The organism is Methylobacterium sp. WL12 (assembly GCF_008039475.1).
GTDB lineage: Bacteria > Pseudomonadota > Alphaproteobacteria > Rhizobiales > Beijerinckiaceae > Methylobacterium > Methylobacterium cerastii.
Genome location: NZ_VRUW01000001.1, coordinates 113,475 through 130,147, shown reverse-complemented (window position 1 = coordinate 130,147; position 16,673 = coordinate 113,475). Strand labels below are relative to the sequence as shown.

Annotated in this window: 16 protein-coding genes; 3 read left to right on the top strand and 13 right to left on the bottom strand. The window is 73.2% G+C overall.

Going from position 1 to position 16,673, the window contains the following annotated elements; all coding sequences use genetic code 11:
• Window positions 1-23: 23 nt before the first annotated feature.
• Both FV226_RS00600 and FV226_RS28870 read right to left on the bottom strand, forming a co-directional pair.
• Complete coding sequence (locus FV226_RS00600) at window positions 24-899, bottom strand: ABC transporter ATP-binding protein (RefSeq protein ID WP_147761388.1); 876 nt, start codon at window positions 897-899, stop codon at window positions 24-26.
• Window positions 896-1,030 (bottom strand): hypothetical protein, encoded by a 135-nt coding sequence (locus FV226_RS28870; protein ID WP_281406013.1) that lies wholly within the window; start codon window positions 1,028-1,030, stop codon window positions 896-898. The genes FV226_RS00600 and FV226_RS28870 overlap by 4 nt, the downstream gene beginning before the upstream one ends.
• 149 nt (window positions 1,031-1,179) lie before the next feature.
• Between FV226_RS28870 and FV226_RS00595 the strand changes: the two genes are divergently transcribed.
• On the top strand, window positions 1,180-1,680 hold the full coding sequence (locus FV226_RS00595; protein ID WP_147752916.1) for a Fur family transcriptional regulator: 501 nt from the start codon (window positions 1,180-1,182) through the stop codon (window positions 1,678-1,680).
• Between the two features lie 219 nt (window positions 1,681-1,899).
• Here the strand turns inward: FV226_RS00595 and FV226_RS00590 are convergent, their stop codons facing one another.
• On the bottom strand, window positions 1,900-3,405 hold the full coding sequence (locus FV226_RS00590) for an exopolysaccharide biosynthesis polyprenyl glycosylphosphotransferase (protein ID WP_147761387.1): 1,506 nt from the start codon (window positions 3,403-3,405) through the stop codon (window positions 1,900-1,902).
• A gap of 609 nt (window positions 3,406-4,014) precedes the next feature.
• On the bottom strand, window positions 4,015-4,353 hold the full coding sequence (locus tag FV226_RS00585) for an antibiotic biosynthesis monooxygenase (RefSeq protein WP_147752914.1): 339 nt from the start codon (window positions 4,351-4,353) through the stop codon (window positions 4,015-4,017).
• A 407-nt stretch (window positions 4,354-4,760) separates the two neighbouring features.
• Here FV226_RS00585 and FV226_RS00580 point away from each other — a divergent pair, with 407 nt between their 5' ends.
• A complete protein-coding gene (locus FV226_RS00580; protein ID WP_147761386.1) occupies window positions 4,761-5,174 on the top strand; it encodes a helix-turn-helix transcriptional regulator in 414 nt (137 codons plus the stop codon).
• A 58-nt stretch (window positions 5,175-5,232) separates the two neighbouring features.
• Here FV226_RS00580 and FV226_RS00575 read toward each other — a convergent pair whose 3' ends face one another.
• The 4 genes from FV226_RS00575 to cbiE are packed head-to-tail and all read right to left on the bottom strand — an operon-like array spanning window position 5,233 to window position 9,030.
• Window positions 5,233-6,549 carry a cobyrinate a,c-diamide synthase gene (locus tag FV226_RS00575; protein ID WP_147761385.1) on the bottom strand — a complete coding sequence of 439 codons (1,317 nt, stop codon included), beginning with the start codon at window positions 6,547-6,549 and terminating at the stop codon, window positions 5,233-5,235.
• On the bottom strand, window positions 6,546-7,340 hold the full coding sequence (gene cobM, locus FV226_RS00570; RefSeq protein ID WP_147761384.1) for a precorrin-4 C(11)-methyltransferase: 795 nt from the start codon (window positions 7,338-7,340) through the stop codon (window positions 6,546-6,548). Before cobM ends, FV226_RS00575 begins: the two co-directional genes overlap by 4 nt.
• Window positions 7,337-7,807, bottom strand: a complete 471-nt coding sequence (locus FV226_RS00565; protein ID WP_147761383.1) for a cobalamin biosynthesis protein — start codon at window positions 7,805-7,807, stop codon at window positions 7,337-7,339. Before FV226_RS00565 ends, cobM begins: the two co-directional genes overlap by 4 nt.
• On the bottom strand, window positions 7,786-9,030 hold the full coding sequence (gene cbiE, locus FV226_RS00560) for a precorrin-6y C5,15-methyltransferase (decarboxylating) subunit CbiE (protein ID WP_147761382.1): 1,245 nt from the start codon (window positions 9,028-9,030) through the stop codon (window positions 7,786-7,788). The genes FV226_RS00565 and cbiE overlap by 22 nt, the downstream gene beginning before the upstream one ends.
• Here cbiE and FV226_RS00555 point away from each other — a divergent pair.
• Window positions 9,029-9,793, top strand: coding sequence for a cobalt-precorrin-6A reductase (locus FV226_RS00555; protein WP_147761381.1), 765 nt, complete (start codon window positions 9,029-9,031; stop codon window positions 9,791-9,793). The genes cbiE and FV226_RS00555 overlap by 2 nt on opposite strands.
• Here the strand turns inward: FV226_RS00555 and cobJ are convergent.
• Genes cobJ through cobN form a run of 5 tightly spaced genes read right to left on the bottom strand, consistent with a single transcriptional unit; the run spans window position 9,769 to window position 16,673 of the window.
• Window positions 9,769-10,542, bottom strand: a complete 774-nt coding sequence (gene cobJ, locus FV226_RS00550; RefSeq protein WP_147761380.1) for a precorrin-3B C(17)-methyltransferase — start codon at window positions 10,540-10,542, stop codon at window positions 9,769-9,771. The genes FV226_RS00555 and cobJ overlap by 25 nt on opposite strands.
• Complete coding sequence (locus FV226_RS00545) at window positions 10,539-11,333, bottom strand: precorrin-2 C(20)-methyltransferase (RefSeq protein WP_147761379.1); 795 nt, start codon at window positions 11,331-11,333, stop codon at window positions 10,539-10,541. The genes cobJ and FV226_RS00545 overlap by 4 nt, the downstream gene beginning before the upstream one ends.
• Window positions 11,333-11,965: a precorrin-8X methylmutase gene (locus FV226_RS00540; protein ID WP_147761378.1), complete on the bottom strand. Its 633-nt coding sequence runs from the start codon at window positions 11,963-11,965 to the stop codon at window positions 11,333-11,335. The genes FV226_RS00545 and FV226_RS00540 overlap by 1 nt, the downstream gene beginning before the upstream one ends.
• A complete protein-coding gene (locus tag FV226_RS00535; RefSeq protein ID WP_147761377.1) occupies window positions 11,962-13,296 on the bottom strand; it encodes a hypothetical protein in 1,335 nt (444 codons plus the stop codon). The genes FV226_RS00540 and FV226_RS00535 overlap by 4 nt, the downstream gene beginning before the upstream one ends.
• Window positions 13,293-16,673 (bottom strand): cobaltochelatase subunit CobN, encoded by a 3,381-nt coding sequence (cobN, locus tag FV226_RS00530; RefSeq protein ID WP_147761376.1) that lies wholly within the window; start codon window positions 16,671-16,673, stop codon window positions 13,293-13,295. Before cobN ends, FV226_RS00535 begins: the two co-directional genes overlap by 4 nt.

The window sequence follows — 16,673 nt, the reverse complement described above, 5'->3', positions numbered from 1 at the left end:
GACGAACGGCGCAACGAGATCGATCACGCCGCAGTCTCGCGCTGTTCGGTGGAGGCCGAGTGGTGATGTCCATGCCCATGCCCGTGCTCGTGGGCATGGGCGTGGTCGTGCCCGCCTCCCGGTGCGTCGAGCCCCGCCGCGGCTTGAGCGTGGTCGTGGGCGCAGATCGCGGCATCCTCGTCCCAGGCCTCCGACAGGCGGGTGGCGCGGGCGAGGTTCTGCGGCGACAGCACCGACGCGGTCGCGCCCCAGGCCACCGGCTCGCGGGCGAGCAGCAGGGTTTTTGGGAAATGCGCACGCACCTGCGCCAGGTCGTGCAGGGCCGCGACGATGGTCCGGCCCTCGCCGTGCCAGGTGCGGATCAGCGCGATCAGGTCGTCGGTGGTGCGTGCGTCGACCCCGGTGAAGGGTTCGTCGAGGAGGATCACCTGCGCGTCCTGCAGGATCAGGCGGGCGAACAGCGCCCGCTGGAACTGCCCCCCAGAGAGCGTCCCGATCGGGCGCGCCTCGAAGCCGGACAGGCCGACGGCCTCGAGCGCCCGCTGGACGGCGCCGCGATGGCCGAGCAGGCTGCGCCAAGCGCCGGAGCGCCGCCACAGGCCCATGCTGGCGAGATCGAGGACACTCAAGGGGAAGCTGCGATCGATCTCGTCGGCCTGCGGCAGGTAGGCGAGGGTGCGCGCCGGCATGCCACGCAGGATCTGCCCGTCGAGGCTCGGGATGTCGCCGATCAGCCCCTTGAGCAGGGTCGACTTCCCGGCGCCGTTGGGTCCGACCAGGGCGAGCAGGTCGCCGCGGCGGATGGTGCCGTCGAGGTGATGCACCGCCGGATGCCGGTCGTAGCCGAGCGTCAGGCAGTTCAAGCGGATGTCGCCGGGGGTCGGCGCGCCCGCACTCATGTGCCGAGCGTCCAGGCGATCGCCAGCCACAGCGGCCCGGCGAGCGCGGCGGCCAGGCCGAGGCGGAACGCCAAGCCGCTGTGGAACAGCGACGCGGACGAGGAAGCCGGCGGGCGTGATCTGGGTCTCAAGGGAGGCGATCTTGATCGAGGGGCGCGAAGGCCGGGCGTCGATCCGTTGCCCGGACCGGGTGCGCGGCCTATAATCTCCGGTGATACACTGTAACACCGGCAGCGTTCAATCGCGGTCGGGACGCCAAGGCTGGGACGCAAGGAGCGGAATGCACGACCACGCCGGGCACGAGGGAGGCGCGTGCGGGGCCGACCACGCCGCCGCGACCATGGCGCGTGCCGAGAAGCTCTGCCGCGACCGCAGCCTGCACTTCACCAAGCTGCGCCACGACGTGCTCCAGGCCGTCGCCGAGACCGGCAAGCCGATGGGGGCCTACGACATCGCCGAGCGCCTCAGCGGGCCCGAGCGCCGGGTGGCGGCGGTGTCGGTCTATCGCGCGCTCGACTTCCTCACCGAGAACGGCCTCGTCCACCGCATCGCCAGCCGCAACGCGTTCGTCTCCTGCGCGCACGAGCACGGCGCCGGGGAGGGGCTGGTGTTCCTGATCTGCCGAAGCTGCGGCGGCATCGACGAGACCACGTCGCCGGAGATCGAAGCCGGGCTCGGCCGCACCCTGGAGCGGGCAGGCTTCCGCCCCGCGAGCCGCATCCTCGAAGTCGAGGGCGAGTGCGGCGCCTGCCATGGGCGACAGGGCGACGACGCGCATTGAGGGAGACGGCCGGCGGCGGACGATGCGCTCCCTTCCCACCCACCACCTCATCCTGAGGTGCCGCGTCACCGGCCTCGAAGGAGGTCTGCAGAACGCGCACGATCCCTGGAGGGCTCCTTCGAGGCTTCCGCTTCTCGTCCGCACCTCAGGATGACGTGGATGGTAGGATCAGCCGCCTGACAGGAGTCAGCGCCGCCGAAAATCAGACCCTGGAAACGCTCAGAACGCGTTGCGATAGGCGCGGCGCGAAAACACCGTCTGGAACATGATCTGGATGTCGAACCAGATCGACCAGTTGTCGATGTAGTGCAGGTCGTGGGTGACCCGGCGCTCCATGTCGAGATCGGTCAGCGTCTCGCCGCGCAGGCCGTTGACCTGCGCCCAGCCGGTGATGCCCGGGCGGACGTTGTGGCGCCGCGCGTAGAGCGCGATGCGTCGCTCGAAGCTGCGATCGTGGGCGAGCGCGTGCGGCCGCGGCCCGACGAGCGACATCTCGCCCTTCAGCACGTTGAGGATCTGCGGCAACTCGTCGATGTTGGAGCGGCGCAGGAAGGCGCCGACCCGGGTGATCCGCGAATCGTTGCGCGAGGCCTGCTTGAACACCGCGTCGGATTCCACCTTCATGCTGCGGAACTTGAACACGCCGAAGGGCTGCTGGTTGAAGCCGTAGCGCTTCTGCCGGAAGAACACCGGGCCGGGACTGTCGAGCTTGATCGCAACCGCCACCGCCGCGAGCAGCGGGCTCAGTGCAAAGAGGGCGATGGTGGCGAGCGTCACGTCGAGGATGCGCTTGAGCAGAACCTCGGCAATGCTCAGGGGGCGGCGCCCGATGTTGATGCCCGAGAGCCGGCCGACGCGGGAGACTTGCATGTCGGGGAAGCGGTCGAGCACCGAGCCCGGGCGCAGGTGCAGGGCCGCCGGCACCCGAAGGAACGCGTCGATGCAGCGCTCGACCTCGGCGGTGTCGGCCCAGGGCACCAGGATGAAGACGTCGTCGGGTCGCAGGAACCGCACTACGGAGACCGCGAGGTCGAGGTCCTCGGACATCTGGGCGTGGCGGGTCGCCGCGTCGGCCCGGGTGTCGATTCGGCGGAGGTAGCTCGTGCCGACGACGCGCAGGCCGAGGGAGTCGGCTTCGTTGCTGGCGTAGAAGCGGGCGATGTCGTCCTCGAAGCCGACGAGGTGGACGCGGCTGACCGAGCTGGAGGCCGGCGTCACGCCGCGGCGCACGAGGCCGATCATCGCCGCGTGCGCCAGCATCAGCGCCGGCAGGCCGCAGACGAACAGGGTCAACGCGACGACGCGGGAGACGTCGTTGGTAGTCTTGGTGATGAAGCCCACGACCAGGGCGGCCGCCCACGCGACCAGCCACAGGGCGGCGCTGCGCTGGAGCGACGCCTTCTGCGCCAGCATCGCCTCGATCGCGTATTCCTCGCGCAGGGCCGAGGTCGAGACGATGACGAAGGCGAGGAGTCCCGAGAGCTGCAGGCCCCAGCTCGACGACAGCGGCATCACCTCGCCGTTGAGGATGTAGAAGTAGCCGTATTCGATCACCATCGCGGTCAGAACGATCGACAGCATGTCGATCACCGCCACCGAGGCCGAGATGCCGACGCGGAACGCGTCCCGGCTCCGGCGCGGCAGCAGGGCCGCCCAAACCGTGCGCCGCCGCTCGGCCGAGGTCGGCAGCGGTTGGAAGGTCTCGGGCAGACGATCTTGAAACATCTGGCGCGCCATGTTCCGAACTGAACCGGACAGTGTCCCGAAACGACGCACATCGTGGGTCGCAACGAGCACTCTTGGACGACGGAGCAAGCGTAGGGCCGTGATCACGACGCCCGTGACCTTGCGCTAGACTCTTTCGCCATAAGACGCCGACCGGCGCGTCGCAACGTGAGGAAACTACCGAGAAGACCATTTCCCTAAGTTAAGAACGCAAAAGGAAATTGATTATCGTCGTTACCCTACGGATTCGGTGGGGAATGCGTTTCGCGCTCACGCTTCATATCGTCGTGATGATTTAGAAAACATGACTTCGCAGTAGTCAGCGGCCGCGCGGGTCCGCAAGTCGCGTGACGACCCGGCGGCTTCGACGGGGCGCGCAGACTTGCGTGCATAAGGGGATGAGAGCGGACGCCGAGGGCAGGTGAGGCTTCTAGTGAGAGCGGGCTCGACTCCGTCAAAGCCGTGTTCGAGAGCTTGAAGACTTGGCATCGGCCCCGACGGGCGAGTTCGTCCACCGGCCAGGCACAGTCCAAGCGAAGGCTCGGCTAAATCGAAGACTTGGCTGCATCGAAGCCCCGGCCCGCGTGCGCGGAGGCCGGGGCCGCGCGATCATTCGGCGGCGACGGCGTTCTCGGCTCCGCCGACGGTCTGGATGGTCTCGAAGCCCTCGAACTGCGGATGTCCGAGATAGAGCGGCTTCGTCGTCGGCACGCGGCCGTGCGCCTTGCGGAACTGCTCGGAGCGGGTCCAGGCCTCGAAGTCTGCCTTCGAACGCCAGATCGTGTGCGACGCGTAGAGGATGTGGTCGTCCGCCTCCGGTCCGCGCAGCAGGTGGAACTCGACGAAGCCCTCCATCTCGCCGAGGTGGCTGTCGCGCCCGAGCCAGACCTGTTCGAAATCGGTAGCGGAGTCCTTAACGACTTTGAAACGATTCATCGCAATGAACATCAACATCTCCATGATTTGATGGCGTCCGGCCATCGTTCCGAAGTCGGACTGCCGGTCTGCGTAGTTCCCACCCAGGGTTGCGGCCGGACGACGACCGCAAGTCGAGAACTCACTTACTATAGTTTTAGCGCGGGCATGAGGCGGGTAAGCGCGAACGCGGTGACAACCGCCCTGCTGGAACGATCTAAGCTTGCATTCTCGTTTAATTCGTGTCCTAGTTGTTTTTGTTGAAGCGCTCGGGTGGGTAGCCCTTCGCCCTCGCCGGGCGTCGGCAGGGCACCGTCAGGCGCGCGCGAGGCAGGTGGCGGCCTGCGTGACTGGGTGTCAATCGTCCGAGCGGCGGCAGAACCGCGCGAGGATGGCGGTGCGCCCTAAGTTGTGGCCGCGAAACAGGACTGTGTCCGACGATGATGCCGAAACAGACCACCGACGTCGACCGCCTCGTCGGGCTCCGCATCACCGCCCTGCGCAAGGCCCGCGGGTTGAGCCAGACGGCGCTCGGCACGGCGGTGGGCGTCACCTTCCAGCAGGTGCAGAAATACGAAAAGGGCCAGAACCGTGTCGGCGCCGGGCGCCTGCGCGAGATCGCCCGGCTGCTCGACGTGCCGGTCTCGGCCTTCTTCGAGGAGAAGGACGAGGGCGCGGCCCCGAAGGAGGACGTGTTCGGCTTCCTCAGCGCGCACGGCGCGATCGAGCTGCTGCGCGCCTACGCGCTGATCGAGAACGACCAGATGCGCCGCGACGTGCTCGCGATCGTGCGGACGGTGGCCAAGCTCGGTCAGCCGCAAGCCGACGTGGCCGAGGCCGAAGCCGCCGAGTAACGCGATCTGATGGGCACCACGGGGGCGCGGTCCGCTGCGGCCTGCGCGGCGGTCCGCGTCAATCCTCCAGCGCGATCAGGTGGAAGAACGTGCCGGTGACGCGGCCGCGCCGATGCCCGGCGAAGCCGAGGTCGGTTCCTTCCGCATCCGCGACCCGGCAGAACGCCTCGTCCTCCGCCGGCGGTGGGGTGAGTTCGGTGGCGTAGTGGAACTCGTGGCCGACGAGGCGCAGCCCGGCCGGCCCCAGCAACCCGTCGCCGATCGGGTGGGCGACGCGGTATCCGAGATGGAGCTTGCGGGCCTTGTACGAGGTCGCGACCGGCAGCAACCCCGCCATCGGATGCCGGATGCCGGCGGCGTCCTCCAGGCTGTCACCCAGAACCATGTAGCCGCCGCACTCGCCGTGCACCGGCCGCGTCTCGGCGAAGGTCCGTAAGCCGTCGCGGAAGGTCGTGGCTGCGGCGATGCGGCCGGCATGCAACTCCGGATAGCCGCCGGGTAGCCAGCATACGTCGCAGCCGTCGTCCGGCGCTTCGTCGGCGAGCGGCGAGAACGGCACGATTTCGGCGCCTGCCGCCTGCCAGCCCGCCGCCTGATGCGGGTAGAGGAAGCTGAACGCCGCGTCTGCGGCGACCGCGATGCGCTGGCCGGGCGGGCAGGGGAGGGCGCCCGCGCCGACGGGGACCGCACCGCCCGCTGCGGCCAGAATCGCGTCGCAGTCGAGCCCCTCGACGGCGAGGTCGCCGAGGCGGTCGAGGCGGGCGTCGAGGTCGGCGGTCTCGCGCGCCTGGACGAGCCCGAGATGGCGCTCGGGCAGGACCAGCGACGCGTCCCGCATCAGCGCGCCGAGCACCGGGATGCCGACGCGCTGCAGCCCGGCCTCGACGAGGCGGCGATGGCGGGCGCTGGCGACCTTGTTCAGCACCACCCCGGCGATCTTGACGCGCCGGTCGTAGAGAGAGCAGCCGAGCGCGATGGCGGCGGCCGATTGCGCCGCCCCGGAGACGTCGAGCACCAGCAGCACCGGCCAGCCGTAGCGGGCGGCGATGTCGGCGTTCGCCCCCGTGCGGCCCTCGCCGGCGCGGACGCCGTCGAACAGGCCCATCGACCCTTCCGCCACGACGATGTCGGCATCGCGCACGGCAAAGCCCGCGACCGCGTCGAGGAGGGCCGGCCCCATGGCGAAGCTGTCGAGGTTCACGCTCGGATGGCCGGTGGCGGCGGCGTGGAAGGCCGGGTCGATGTAGTCCGGCCCGCATTTCACGCCCCGCACGCGCAAGCCGCGCCGGGCGAGCGCCCGCATCAGCGCGAGCGTCACGGTGGTCTTGCCGGAGCTCGACCGCGGCGCGGCGACGAGGATGCCGGGCACGCTCATGCGTTCGAATCCTCGGCGTCCACCGTCCCGACCGCGCCGCCGGGCCGGAACCGGCGGTCGTAGTCGGCGGCGTAGAGCGCGCTCTCGCGAAAGTCTTCGGCGCCGAGCGCCGGCCCGACGAGGATGAGCGCCGTGCGCTCGATGCCCGACCCCGCCACCAGGTCGGCGATCGTCGCCAGCGTGCCCGTGATCACCCGCTCGTCCGGCCAGGAGGCGCGGAACACCACGGCGGCCGGGCAGGGCGCGCCGTAGAACGGGATCAGCTCGGCGACGACCTTGTCCAGGATGTGGATCGAGAGGTGCAGCGCGAGGGTCGCGCCGGTGGCGGCGAAGGCGGCCAGCGTCTCGCGCTCCGGCATCGCGCTCGCCCGGCCGGAGGTGCGGGTGAGGACGACCGATTGCGCCACGCCCGGCACCGTCAGCTCGCGCTTCAAGAGCGCGGCCGCGGCGGAAAACGCCGGAACGCCCGGCGTGACCGTGTAGGGGATGCCGATGCGGTCGAGGCGGCGCATCTGCTCGGCGAGCGCGCTCCAGATCGAGAGGTCGCCGGAATGCAGCCGGGCCACGTCCTCCCCGCGCGCATGCGCCGCCTCGATCTCGGCGACGATCGCATCGAGGTCGAGCGGGGCGGTGTCGACGATCCGCGCGCCGGGCGGGCACCAGCCGAGGATCTCCGGCGCGACCAGCGAGCCGGCATAGAGGCAGACCGGGCAAGCCGCGATGCGGTCGCGCCCGCGCAACGTGATGAGGTCGGGGGCGCCCGGTCCGGCGCCAATGAAATGGACGGTCATGCGGTCGCGATCTGCGCCGCTCGGGCGCGCTTGGATTCAAGATTCGGGTGTTCGGCGCCCGTCGGCGCCATCGCCGCGAGCGCGCAGGTGACCCGCCCGTCGTCGATGCGGGCGAGGACGAGGCGTCCGCCCTCGCCAGCCACCGCCAGGGCGGTCGCCTCGGCCAGCGAGCCGACGCCGCGCGACTGCTCGATCCGGGCCGAGCGCGTCGGCACGCGCGGATCGACCGAAAGGAGCGCTTCGGGCTCCACCGACGCGGGCACGAGGCCGAAGGCGGCGGCGGCCTCTTGGATCGCCGGCTCGCCGGCGCGGTCGGCGGCGGTGACGATGGCGACGAGGGCGCCCCCGCACGCGGCCTCGTCGAGGGCGCGGCGGATCAGGGCGACGATCGCTTCGGGGGCGACGCCGTGCCGGAAGCCGATGCCGGCGACGAGGCGGGGTCCCGTCACGGCTTGGTCCAGGCCCATTGCGTCACCGGCATCGCCGCCCGCCATCCGTGCAGACCGCCGACCGGGTCGGCGCGGGCGATCGACAGCCGCCGCAGCGACCCGCCCTGCGCGGAGAAGGCGGCGAGCAGCACCGCCTCGCCCTCCAGCGTCACCGCGTTGGCCACGAGCCGGCCGCCGGATCGCAGGGCGGCCAAAGCCGCCGGCAGCACGCCCGGTGCCGAGAGGCCGCCGCCGACGAAGATCGCGTCCGGCGCCGGCAACCCGGCGAGCGCGTCCGGCGCCGGGCCGTGGACGACGGCCAGTCCCGGCACGCCGAGGGTCTGCGCGTTGCGGGCGATGCGCTCGGCGCGCGCGGGATGGGCCTCGATCGCCAGCGTCCGCATGGCGGGATGGCGCAGCATCCATTCGATACCGACCGAGCCGGCGCCGGCGCCGACGTCCCAGAGCAGTTGCCCCGCGAGCGGACGAAGCGCCGCGAGCGTCACGGCGCGGATCTCGGCCTTGGTCAGCTGCCCGTCGTTCTCGAACCAGCCGTCGTCGAGCCCGGCGGCGAGGCCGACCGCGCGACAGCCGGGCTCGCCGACCACCTCGATCGCCAGGGTGTTCAGGGCGTCGATGTCGCCGAGGTCAAAGCCGCGCGCCGGGCTCTCACGCAGGCGCTCGCGCGGGCCGCCCATGGCCTCGCACACCGTGATCCGCGAGGCGCCGAAGCCGCGTTCCGTCATCAGCGCCGCGACCGCGGCCGGCGTCGTCCCGTCCCAGGACAGGACGAGCAGGCGCGCGCCGGGCTGCAGGTGGCGGACGACCTGCGCGAGCGCCCGGCCGTGCAGCGTGACGCAGGCGCATTCGGCGAGCGGCCAGCCGAGGCGGGCGCAGGCGAGGCTGAAGGCGGAGGGAAGCGGGAAGGCGCGGATCTCGGCGGCCGGTACGATCCGGGCGATCTCGGCGCCGATGCCGTAATGGAACGGGTCGCCGGTGGCGAGCAGGCAGGTCGGCGTCCCGCGCCGCGCCAGGATGTCGGGATAGGCGTCCGAGATCGGACTCGGCCAGGCGCGCGATTCCGCATCGAGCCGGCCGGCGAGCGCGAGGTGGCGGCCGCCGCCATAGACCACGCGGGCGCCGTCGAGCGCCGCGGCGGCCGCGGGCGAGAGCCCGGCGCGGCCATCCTCGCCGATCCCGACGATCGCGAGCCACGGCGCGGGCCTCGACACCGGTTCGGGCCTATCGGACAAGGCGGCCATGCGGATCCTCATCCTCGGGGGCACGACGGAGGCCAGCGCCCTCGTCCGCGGCCTTCTCCCCCATCCCGGCCTCGCCGTCACCCTGTCGCTGGCCGGCCGCACCGCGAACCCGGCGGTCGAGGCGGTCCCGACCCGCGTCGGCGGGTTCGGCGGCGCCGAGGGTCTGGCCCGCTACCTGCGCGACGAGGCGGTCGATCGGCTGGTCGACGCCACCCACCCGTTCGCCGCGCGCATCGGCCGGAACGCCTCTGACGCCGCGGCGGCGGCCGGCGTGCCGCTCCTGGCGATCCGCCGCCCGGCCTGGGCGCGCGCGCCGGGCGACCTCTGGAACGAGGTCGAGAGTGTCGCGGACTGTGTCGCGGCGCTGGGCGCGGCGCCCCGGCGCGTCTTCCTCACGGTGGGCCGGATGGAGGTCTCTGCCTTCGCCGCGGCGCCCCAGCACGAATACGTCGTGCGCACGATCGAGCCGCTCGGCGACGCGCTCCCCGTGCCGCGCCTCACGGCGATCCGCGCGCGCGGCCCCTTCGACGAGGCCGCCGAGACGGCGTTGATGCGGGACGCCGCCATCGCGGTGCTGGTGACCAAGAACGCCGGCGGCGCCGCGACCTACGGCAAGATCGCTGCGGCGCGACAGCTTCGGCTGCCGGTGGTGATCGTGCGCCAGCCCTGGAAGCCGGCGGTCGAGACGGTGGCGGACGCAGCCGGGGCCGTGGCGCGGCTCGTCGGCGCGGGCCGGCCTCATCCGACGCTGCGCGGCGTGTAGACGAACGGCCGCTCGCCCGGCCCGCGCGGGATCAGCCGCGTGGTCGAGGCGCCGATGACGACCATCGTCGCCATGTCGGCGGTGGCCGTGCGCGCCTCGGTCAGCGTCATCACGCGGATCGCCTCGTCGGGGCGCGTCACGGCGCGGGCGAACACCACCGGCGTGTCGGGCCGCCGGATCTCGGCGGCGATGCCGAGGGCCTTGCCCAGCTGCCAGGGCCGAGCCGACGAGATCGGGTTGTAGAGCGAGACCACGAAGTCGGCGCGCAGCACGGCTTCGAGCCGGGCGGTGATCACGTCCCAGGGTTTGAGGTTGTCCGACAGCGAGAGCGCGCAGAAGTCGCCCCCCAGCGGCGCGCCGAGGCGGGCGGCCGCCGCCAGCATCGCGGTGATGCCGGGCTCGACGGTGATCGCGAGGTGGCGCCATGCCGGATCGCCGGCCTCCACCGCCTCGAACACCGCCGCCGCCATCGCGAACACGCCGGGGTCGCCGCCCGAGACCACCGCCACCCGCCGGCCGGAGGCCGCCAGTTCCAGCGCATGGCGCGCGCGGTCCACCTCGACACGGTTGTCGCTGGCATGCCGCGTCAGCCCCGGCCGATCGGGCACGCGGGAGACGTAGGGGATGTAGCCGATCAGGTCCTCGGCCGCATCGAGCGCAGCCTGCGCGCGCGCGGTGAGCAGCCCGGCGTCGCCCGGCCCGAGGCCGACGACCGCGAGGCTTCCGCCTCCCGCGACACGTGCGCTCACGGCCTGCGGCCTTCGCCCGGCACGAGCACCATCGAGAAGTAGGGCGCCACGTCGTCAGGTTTGTCCGCCAGCGGCACGACGCGCTCGCCGGCCATGGTGCCGCGCTCGACGTAGACGGCGCGCCCGAGCAGCCCGGCCTCGCGCAGGGCGGCGCGGACCTTCGGCAGGTGGCGCCCGAGCTTCATGATCACGGCGGCGTCGGTGCCGGCGAGCCGCGCGGCGAGGTCGGCTGCCGGCAGGGTCGCCGGCAGCACCGTCAGCACGTCGTCGCCCCAGGTGATCGGCGTGCCGGCCTTGGTCCAGCAGCCCGACATGCCGGTGACGCCGGGCACGACCTCCACCGGGAATCGGTCCTTCAGGCGCCGCCACAGGTGCATGAACGAGCCGTAGAAGAATGGGTCGCCCTCGGACAGGATCGCCACGTCGCGCCCGGCGCCGAGGTGGTCGGCCAACTGTCCCGCCGCGTCGTCGTAGAAGGCGGCGAGCGCCCCGACGTAATCCGGGTGATCCGGGTGCAACTCGGTGGTGTAGGGGTAGGCGAGGGCGAACTCGCGGGCGGGCTCGGGCGGCAGCACCGCGTCGGCGATGGTGCGGGCGTTGCCGCGGCGGCCCTTCTTGCAGAAGTGGACGAGGACCGGCGCGTGCTCCAGCACCCGCATGGCGCGGACGGTGAGGTAGTCCGGGTCGCCCGGGCCCATGCCGACGCCGAACAGCGTGCCGGTGACGGCCGCCGCCGGCCGGTCCGGCTGCGCGGCCGGCGCCTCCGCGAAGCGGTTCTCGCCCGCGTCCATCACTCGATCTCGTTGGCGAGCGCGTTGACGGCGGCGGCTGCCATCGCGCTGCCGCCGCGCCGGCCGTGCACCACGACGAACGGCACGCGCCCGTCGCGCGCCAGCGCCTCCTTCGATTCGGCGGCGCCGATGAAGCCGACGGGGATGCCGATCACCGCCGCCGGCGGCGCGACGCCCTCGTCGAGGAGCTCGAGCAGGCGGAACAGCGAGGTCGGCGCGTTGCCGACCGCCACGACGCTGCCGGGCAGGTGCTCGCGCCACAGCTCCATCGCGGCGGCCGAGCGGGTGGTGCCCATCTCGGCGGCCATGGCCGGCACGCGCGGGTCGGTGAGGGTGCAGATCACGCGGTTCTCGGCCCGCATCCGCGCACGGGTGCAGCCGTCGGCCACCATCCGCACGTCGCAGAGGACCGGCGCACCGGCGCGCAGGGCCGCCTCGCCGGCCTCGGCGAAGGTCTCGGACATCTCGACGTCGGCCGGCAGGTCGGTCATGCCGCAGGCGTGGATCATCCGCACGATCACGCGCTCGGCGGTGCCCGACCAGCGCGAAAGGTCGGCCTCGGCGCGGATCATCGCGAAGGACCGGGCGTAGATCGCGCCGCCGTCGCGCAGGTACTCGTGGCGGGCGCTCATATCGTGGTCCCGATGGTTTGTTCGGCGCTTGGCTGCCGACGGAGGGAAGAGGGGCCGAACGCCTGTGCCAGTGCGCCGGGTTTCGCCCTCCATACGCGCTCCAGCGCCGCGTCGAAAGTCAGTTCCCAAGCCGGCGCATCGCCGGGCGCGCCGTCGAGGACGACGCCGTAGGTCCCTGCGCGCGCGACCAGCGTCAGGTCGGCGCGGCCCGGGTGGGCGCAGCCCTTGGCGCAACCGGAGACGTGCGCCGTCAGCCCCGCCGCGGCGAACGGTCGGAACGCCTCCGCGAGCCGGGCGGCATCCGCCCCCGTCGGCGTCGAGCCGGAGGCGCAGGCCGGCGCGCCGGGGCAGGTGGCGACCGCGCGGCGCGGGTCGTCGGGCGCGGTGACGAAGCCGGCGGCGGCGAGTTCGGCCGCCGCATCGCACCGACACTGCGACCGCGGGCCGCGCACCGGCAGGACGAAGCCGCGCGTCGGCGAGACGCGGATGTCGTCCGCGTCCAGGTCGTCCGCGACCTGCGCCAGCCGGACGAGCATCGCCACGGTGCAGCGTCCGAAGGGCGCTTCGATCGGGAGGAATGGCGGTGCTTCACCGGAGAAGGCGCCTTTCCCTCTCACCTCCCCAGATGAGGGGGGGAAGAGCGTCGCGCCGTTTGCCGACAAAGCCATCACCATCTCGGCACGCGCGTCGGCCGAAAGGTCGCGGACGCGGCGATGGCCGCTCGCGGCGAACCTGCTCAACAGCGCTGCGACCGCTGGCGCGACCCGCTCAGCGTCCCAGGTTCCGACCCACGCGACGCCGGACACTTCGGCGAGGCCCAAAACCGCCACGCCGGGTCCGACCGCTCGCACGTGGATGTCGGCCGCGATCTCCGCCGGATCGAGGCCGGCGCCCTCGATCAGCACCAGGGTCTTCGGCGGTAGGCCGGCGATGGCGATCCCGTGCGCCTCGATCGCGCGGGCGATGCCCGCCACGTCGATCGCCTCGCCTGCCAACCCGGCGAGCGGGCTCGTCAGGGTGAGGCGCTGCGGGCCGCCGTCGGCGCGCACGTCGCCGAGGCCGGCCGCGTCCAACGCCGCGACGAGACCGGGGCGGGTGGCCTCGCTCACGCCGCGCAGCTGCAGGTTGGCGCGGGCGGTGACGTCGACATGGCCGTTGCCGAAGACGCGGGCGGCGTCGGCCACCGCACGGAGCTGCGCCCGCGTCAGGATGCCGAGCGGCGGATGGATGCGCGCGAGCAGCCCGTCGCCGGTCGGCATCGGGCGGGCGAGGCTCGGGCACCAGCCGCGGCGGCTCGAGGCCTCGGGGAGGACGCGGCGGGACGCACTCATTCCGCCGCCTGCGGCATCAGCTCGTCGGCCGGCATCGCGTTGCGGCGGCTGGTCCAGAGCCCGCGGGCGCGGGCCTCGTCGAAGCGCTCCAGGATCGCCCGGGTCGCCGCCGGGTTGGCGGCGCGCAGGGCGTCGAAGGTGTCGAGGTCGGCGATCCAGGCGCCGTAGAGCCGGTCGAAGTCGGCGTCGGTCACGGCGTCGGTGGCGGCGGCGAGCACGAACACTGCGTCGAGCCCCTGGGCCAGCTCCTGCGCGCCGCGATAGCCGTGGCGAAGCTGGCCGGCGATCCAGCGCGGGTTCGCCAAGCGGGCGCGGACGAGGCGGGCGGCGTCCTCGCGGGCGGTGCGCGCCTTCGGCGCCTCGGGATTCGAGGCGTCGAGGCTGTAGAGCGTCGGCGTGCCGCCGGCGAGCGACGCCGCGGCCGCGAACCCGCCCATGGCGTCGGCGGCGGCGTCGCCGTCGAGCAGGTCGCGCTCGGCCACGTCGAAGGCGTGAAAGTAGGCGTCGGCCTGAGCGACCCGCGCGGCGAAGCCCGCATCCGCGCCCTCGGCGTCGCCGTAGGCGTGGCTGCTGGCCGCGAGGTAGGCGCGCCCGAGGTCGTTTCGGTCGGCCCAGGCTCCGTCGAGGGCCGTCTCGGCGGCGCCGGCACCGTAGCGGCCGGGCGCCGCGCCGAAGACCCGGGCCTGCCCCTCGCCGCGGCGGCGGGCGGCGGCGAGCGGGTTCTCGTCGTCCTCCTCGTCGCGCTCGGCGACGGCGCGCGCGGCACGGTCGAGGAGGGCGAGGGTGTCGGGAAAGGTGTCGCGGAACGCGCCCGAGACACGGCAGGTCACGTCGATGCGCGGGCGGTCGAGCAGGGCGAGCGGCAGTACCTCGAAGCCGGTGACGCGGGTGGAGGCGTGGTCCCAGGTCGGGCGCACCCCCATCAGTGCAAGCGCGTGCGCCACGTCCTCGCCGCCGGTGCGCAGGGTCGGCGAGGCCCAAAGGTCCATGACGATGCGGGCGGGATATTCGCCCTCGTCCTGCAGGTGCCGCAGCACGATCGCGGCCGCCGCCTTCTCGCCGAGCAGGGTCGCCGCCCGGGTCGGCAGCGCGCGCGGATCGAGGGTGGTCAGGTTGCGGCCCGTCGGCATCACGTCGGTGCGCCCGCGCGAGGGCGAGCCGGACGGGCCGGGCGGCACGAAGCGGCCGTCGAGGGCAGCGAGCAGGCCGGCGCGCTCCGCGCGCGCGCTCGCGGCGACGGCGTCCGGCGCGCCGTCCGGTGCGCGGCCGAAGACGTGGAGCCCGTCCCGGAACGCGGTCTCGCCGAGGTCGCACAGATGCGCGTCGAGCGCCGCGAGTGCGTCGGCCATGGGCGTGTCGGCGTCGATGCCGGCGCCCCCCAGCAGGCCGGCCGCCTCGGCGTCGTCGAGGATGGCGCGCGCGATCAGCGCCGCGCGGCGCGGGTCGAGGACGCTCGCGGAGCTGTATTCCTCCACGAGCTCGCGCAGGCGCGCCGCCTCGGGATCGAGGCCGCCGGCCTCGACGGCGGGCGTCAGGTGCCCGAGGGCGACGCCGCCGAGCCGGCGCTTCAGCGGGGCCGCCTCGCCGGGATCGTCGACGATGAACGGATAGACCACCGGCAGGGCGCCGACGGCCCGCGCCGGCCAGCACCCGGGCGACAGCGCGACGGCCTTGCCCGGCAGCCACTCCGTGGTGCCGTGCGTGCCGAGGTGAACTAGGGCGTCGAAGTTGCGGCGCAGCCCGAGGTGGAACGCGAGGTAGGCGTGCGTCGGCGGCTCGTCGGGGTCGTGGTAGCCGGCCTTGCGGTCGTCCGACCGGCCCCGGTCGGGCTGGAGGAAGATCGCGATGCGGCCCGCCGCGCCCAGCTCTCCTTCTCCCGCAGAGGGGGGAGGGGATGTGTCGTGGCCGGACCTCACGATCCCGAATCGGAAGGAGCCGTCCCGGATGGCGGGGTCGGCGTCCGGCGCGCCCCAGCGTTCGGTCAAAACCTGGCGCGACGTCTCGGGCAGGGTCGCAAGCCAACCCCTGTAGTCGGCGAGCGACACCGCGAAACCCTGCACGCCGTCCGTCAGCGCGTGCATGAGCGCGGCGGCCTCCGGCAGCGATCCGCCCGCGTAGCCGGCGTCGGCGAGGTCCGACACGATCGCACGGGCGCTCTCGGGCGTGTCGAGCCCGACGGCGAAGCCGGCGCGGCCGCCGCGGGACGGGTAGTCGGACAGCACCACGGCGATCCGGCGTTCCGGCGCGGGCGTCGCGGCGAGGCGCAACCAGGCGGCGGCGCGGTCGGCGAGTGCGGCGATCCCCGGGGCGTAGGGGACCGCGCGGCGCTCGGCGTGCCCGTCGACGGCTTCAGCCTCCTGCTTGAACGAGATCGGAAACCCGGAGAGCCGGCCGTCGAACTCGGGTAGCGCCACCTGCATGGCGAGGTCGGCCGCGTTCATGCCGCGCGCCGAGGCCTCCCAGGCCTCCTGCGGGCTGCCGACCGTGAAGGCCTGCAGCACCGGGCAGTCGGCTGCGTCGAGGACGAAGCCGGCGTCCTCGCGCGCCGAGAAGGCGGTGGCGGCGACGATCAGGTCGGGCTTTCGCGCGCGGATCGCCGCGCGGACGACCTCGACCGCCTCCGGGTCCTTCAGGCTCGCCACCGCGACGGTCAGCGTCGCGATGCCCCGCTGGCGCAGCGCCGCGGCCAGCGCGTCGGCCGGCGCGCCGTCGCCGCCGAGCGCCGCCGAGCGGTAGGCCAGGATCAGCGCGTGCGGGGCGGGCGCGTCGGGTGCCGTCAACCCGAGCGGGGAGGCGCCGACGGACAGGGCGGTCTCCAGTGGCAGCGGCCCGCAGCCCGGGCACCAGGCGAACCCGCGCGGCAGGGTCTCGGGCGGCTCGACGGGTGTCGCGAAACCGATCTCGGCCGCGATCCGCCCGAGCATCCGGCGCAGGTTCTCGGGGCCGCCCGCGCGGAAATAGGCGTCGAGGATCGGGGCGAGGTCGGGCGCGGTCGAGAGCTCGACGAGGCGCGGGTCCGGCCGGTCGCAGCCGGGAAGGATCGCGAGCGGGATGCCGGCGGCCCGGGCCGCGGCGGCGCAGCGTTCGACGCCGTAGCGCCAGTAGTCGAGCCCGCCGAGGCAGCGGATGACGACGACCTTCGCCTTCGCCACCACCGTTTCGACGTAGAGGTCGACCGACATCGGGTGGCGCAGCCGCGACAGCTTGGCCAGCCGCAGAGACGGGAAGTCCGGCCCGCAGGCGGCGTGGGCGTTTGCCATGCCGAGCAGGTCGGAATCGGTGAACGACAGGAAGACGACGTCGCCGGGCTGCTGCCCGAGGTCGACCGCCGCCTCGCCGTCGTCGAGGCTCACCGTATCGATGCGGATCAGGTGCAT

Bases quoted from the DNA above. Each gene is read 5' to 3' on its own strand.
- FV226_RS00600 (WP_147761388.1), bottom strand. From the start codon at position 899: ATGAGTGCGGGCGCGCCGACCCCCGGCGACATCCGCTTGAACTGCCTG.
- FV226_RS00595 (WP_147752916.1), top strand. From the start codon at position 1,180: ATGCACGACCACGCCGGGCACGAGGGAGGCGCGTGCGGGGCCGACCAC.
- FV226_RS00590 (WP_147761387.1), bottom strand. From the start codon at position 3,405: ATGTTTCAAGATCGTCTGCCCGAGACCTTCCAACCGCTGCCGACCTCG.
- FV226_RS00585 (WP_147752914.1), bottom strand. From the start codon at position 4,353: ATGTTCATTGCGATGAATCGTTTCAAAGTCGTTAAGGACTCCGCTACC.
- FV226_RS00580 (WP_147761386.1), top strand. From the start codon at position 4,761: ATGATGCCGAAACAGACCACCGACGTCGACCGCCTCGTCGGGCTCCGC.
- FV226_RS00575 (WP_147761385.1), bottom strand. From the start codon at position 6,549: ATGAGCGTGCCCGGCATCCTCGTCGCCGCGCCGCGGTCGAGCTCCGGC.
- cobM (WP_147761384.1), bottom strand. From the start codon at position 7,340: ATGACCGTCCATTTCATTGGCGCCGGACCGGGCGCCCCCGACCTCATC.
- FV226_RS00565 (WP_147761383.1), bottom strand. From the start codon at position 7,807: ATGGGCCTGGACCAAGCCGTGACGGGACCCCGCCTCGTCGCCGGCATC.
- FV226_RS00555 (WP_147761381.1), top strand. From the start codon at position 9,029: ATGCGGATCCTCATCCTCGGGGGCACGACGGAGGCCAGCGCCCTCGTC.
- cbiE (WP_147761382.1), bottom strand. From the start codon at position 9,030: ATGGCCGCCTTGTCCGATAGGCCCGAACCGGTGTCGAGGCCCGCGCCG.
- FV226_RS00545 (WP_147761379.1), bottom strand. From the start codon at position 11,333: ATGGACGCGGGCGAGAACCGCTTCGCGGAGGCGCCGGCCGCGCAGCCG.
- FV226_RS00540 (WP_147761378.1), bottom strand. From the start codon at position 11,965: ATGAGCGCCCGCCACGAGTACCTGCGCGACGGCGGCGCGATCTACGCC.
- FV226_RS00535 (WP_147761377.1), bottom strand. From the start codon at position 13,296: ATGAGTGCGTCCCGCCGCGTCCTCCCCGAGGCCTCGAGCCGCCGCGGC.
- cobN (WP_147761376.1), bottom strand. From the start codon at position 16,673: ATGCACCTGATCCGCATCGATACGGTGAGCCTCGACGACGGCGAGGCG.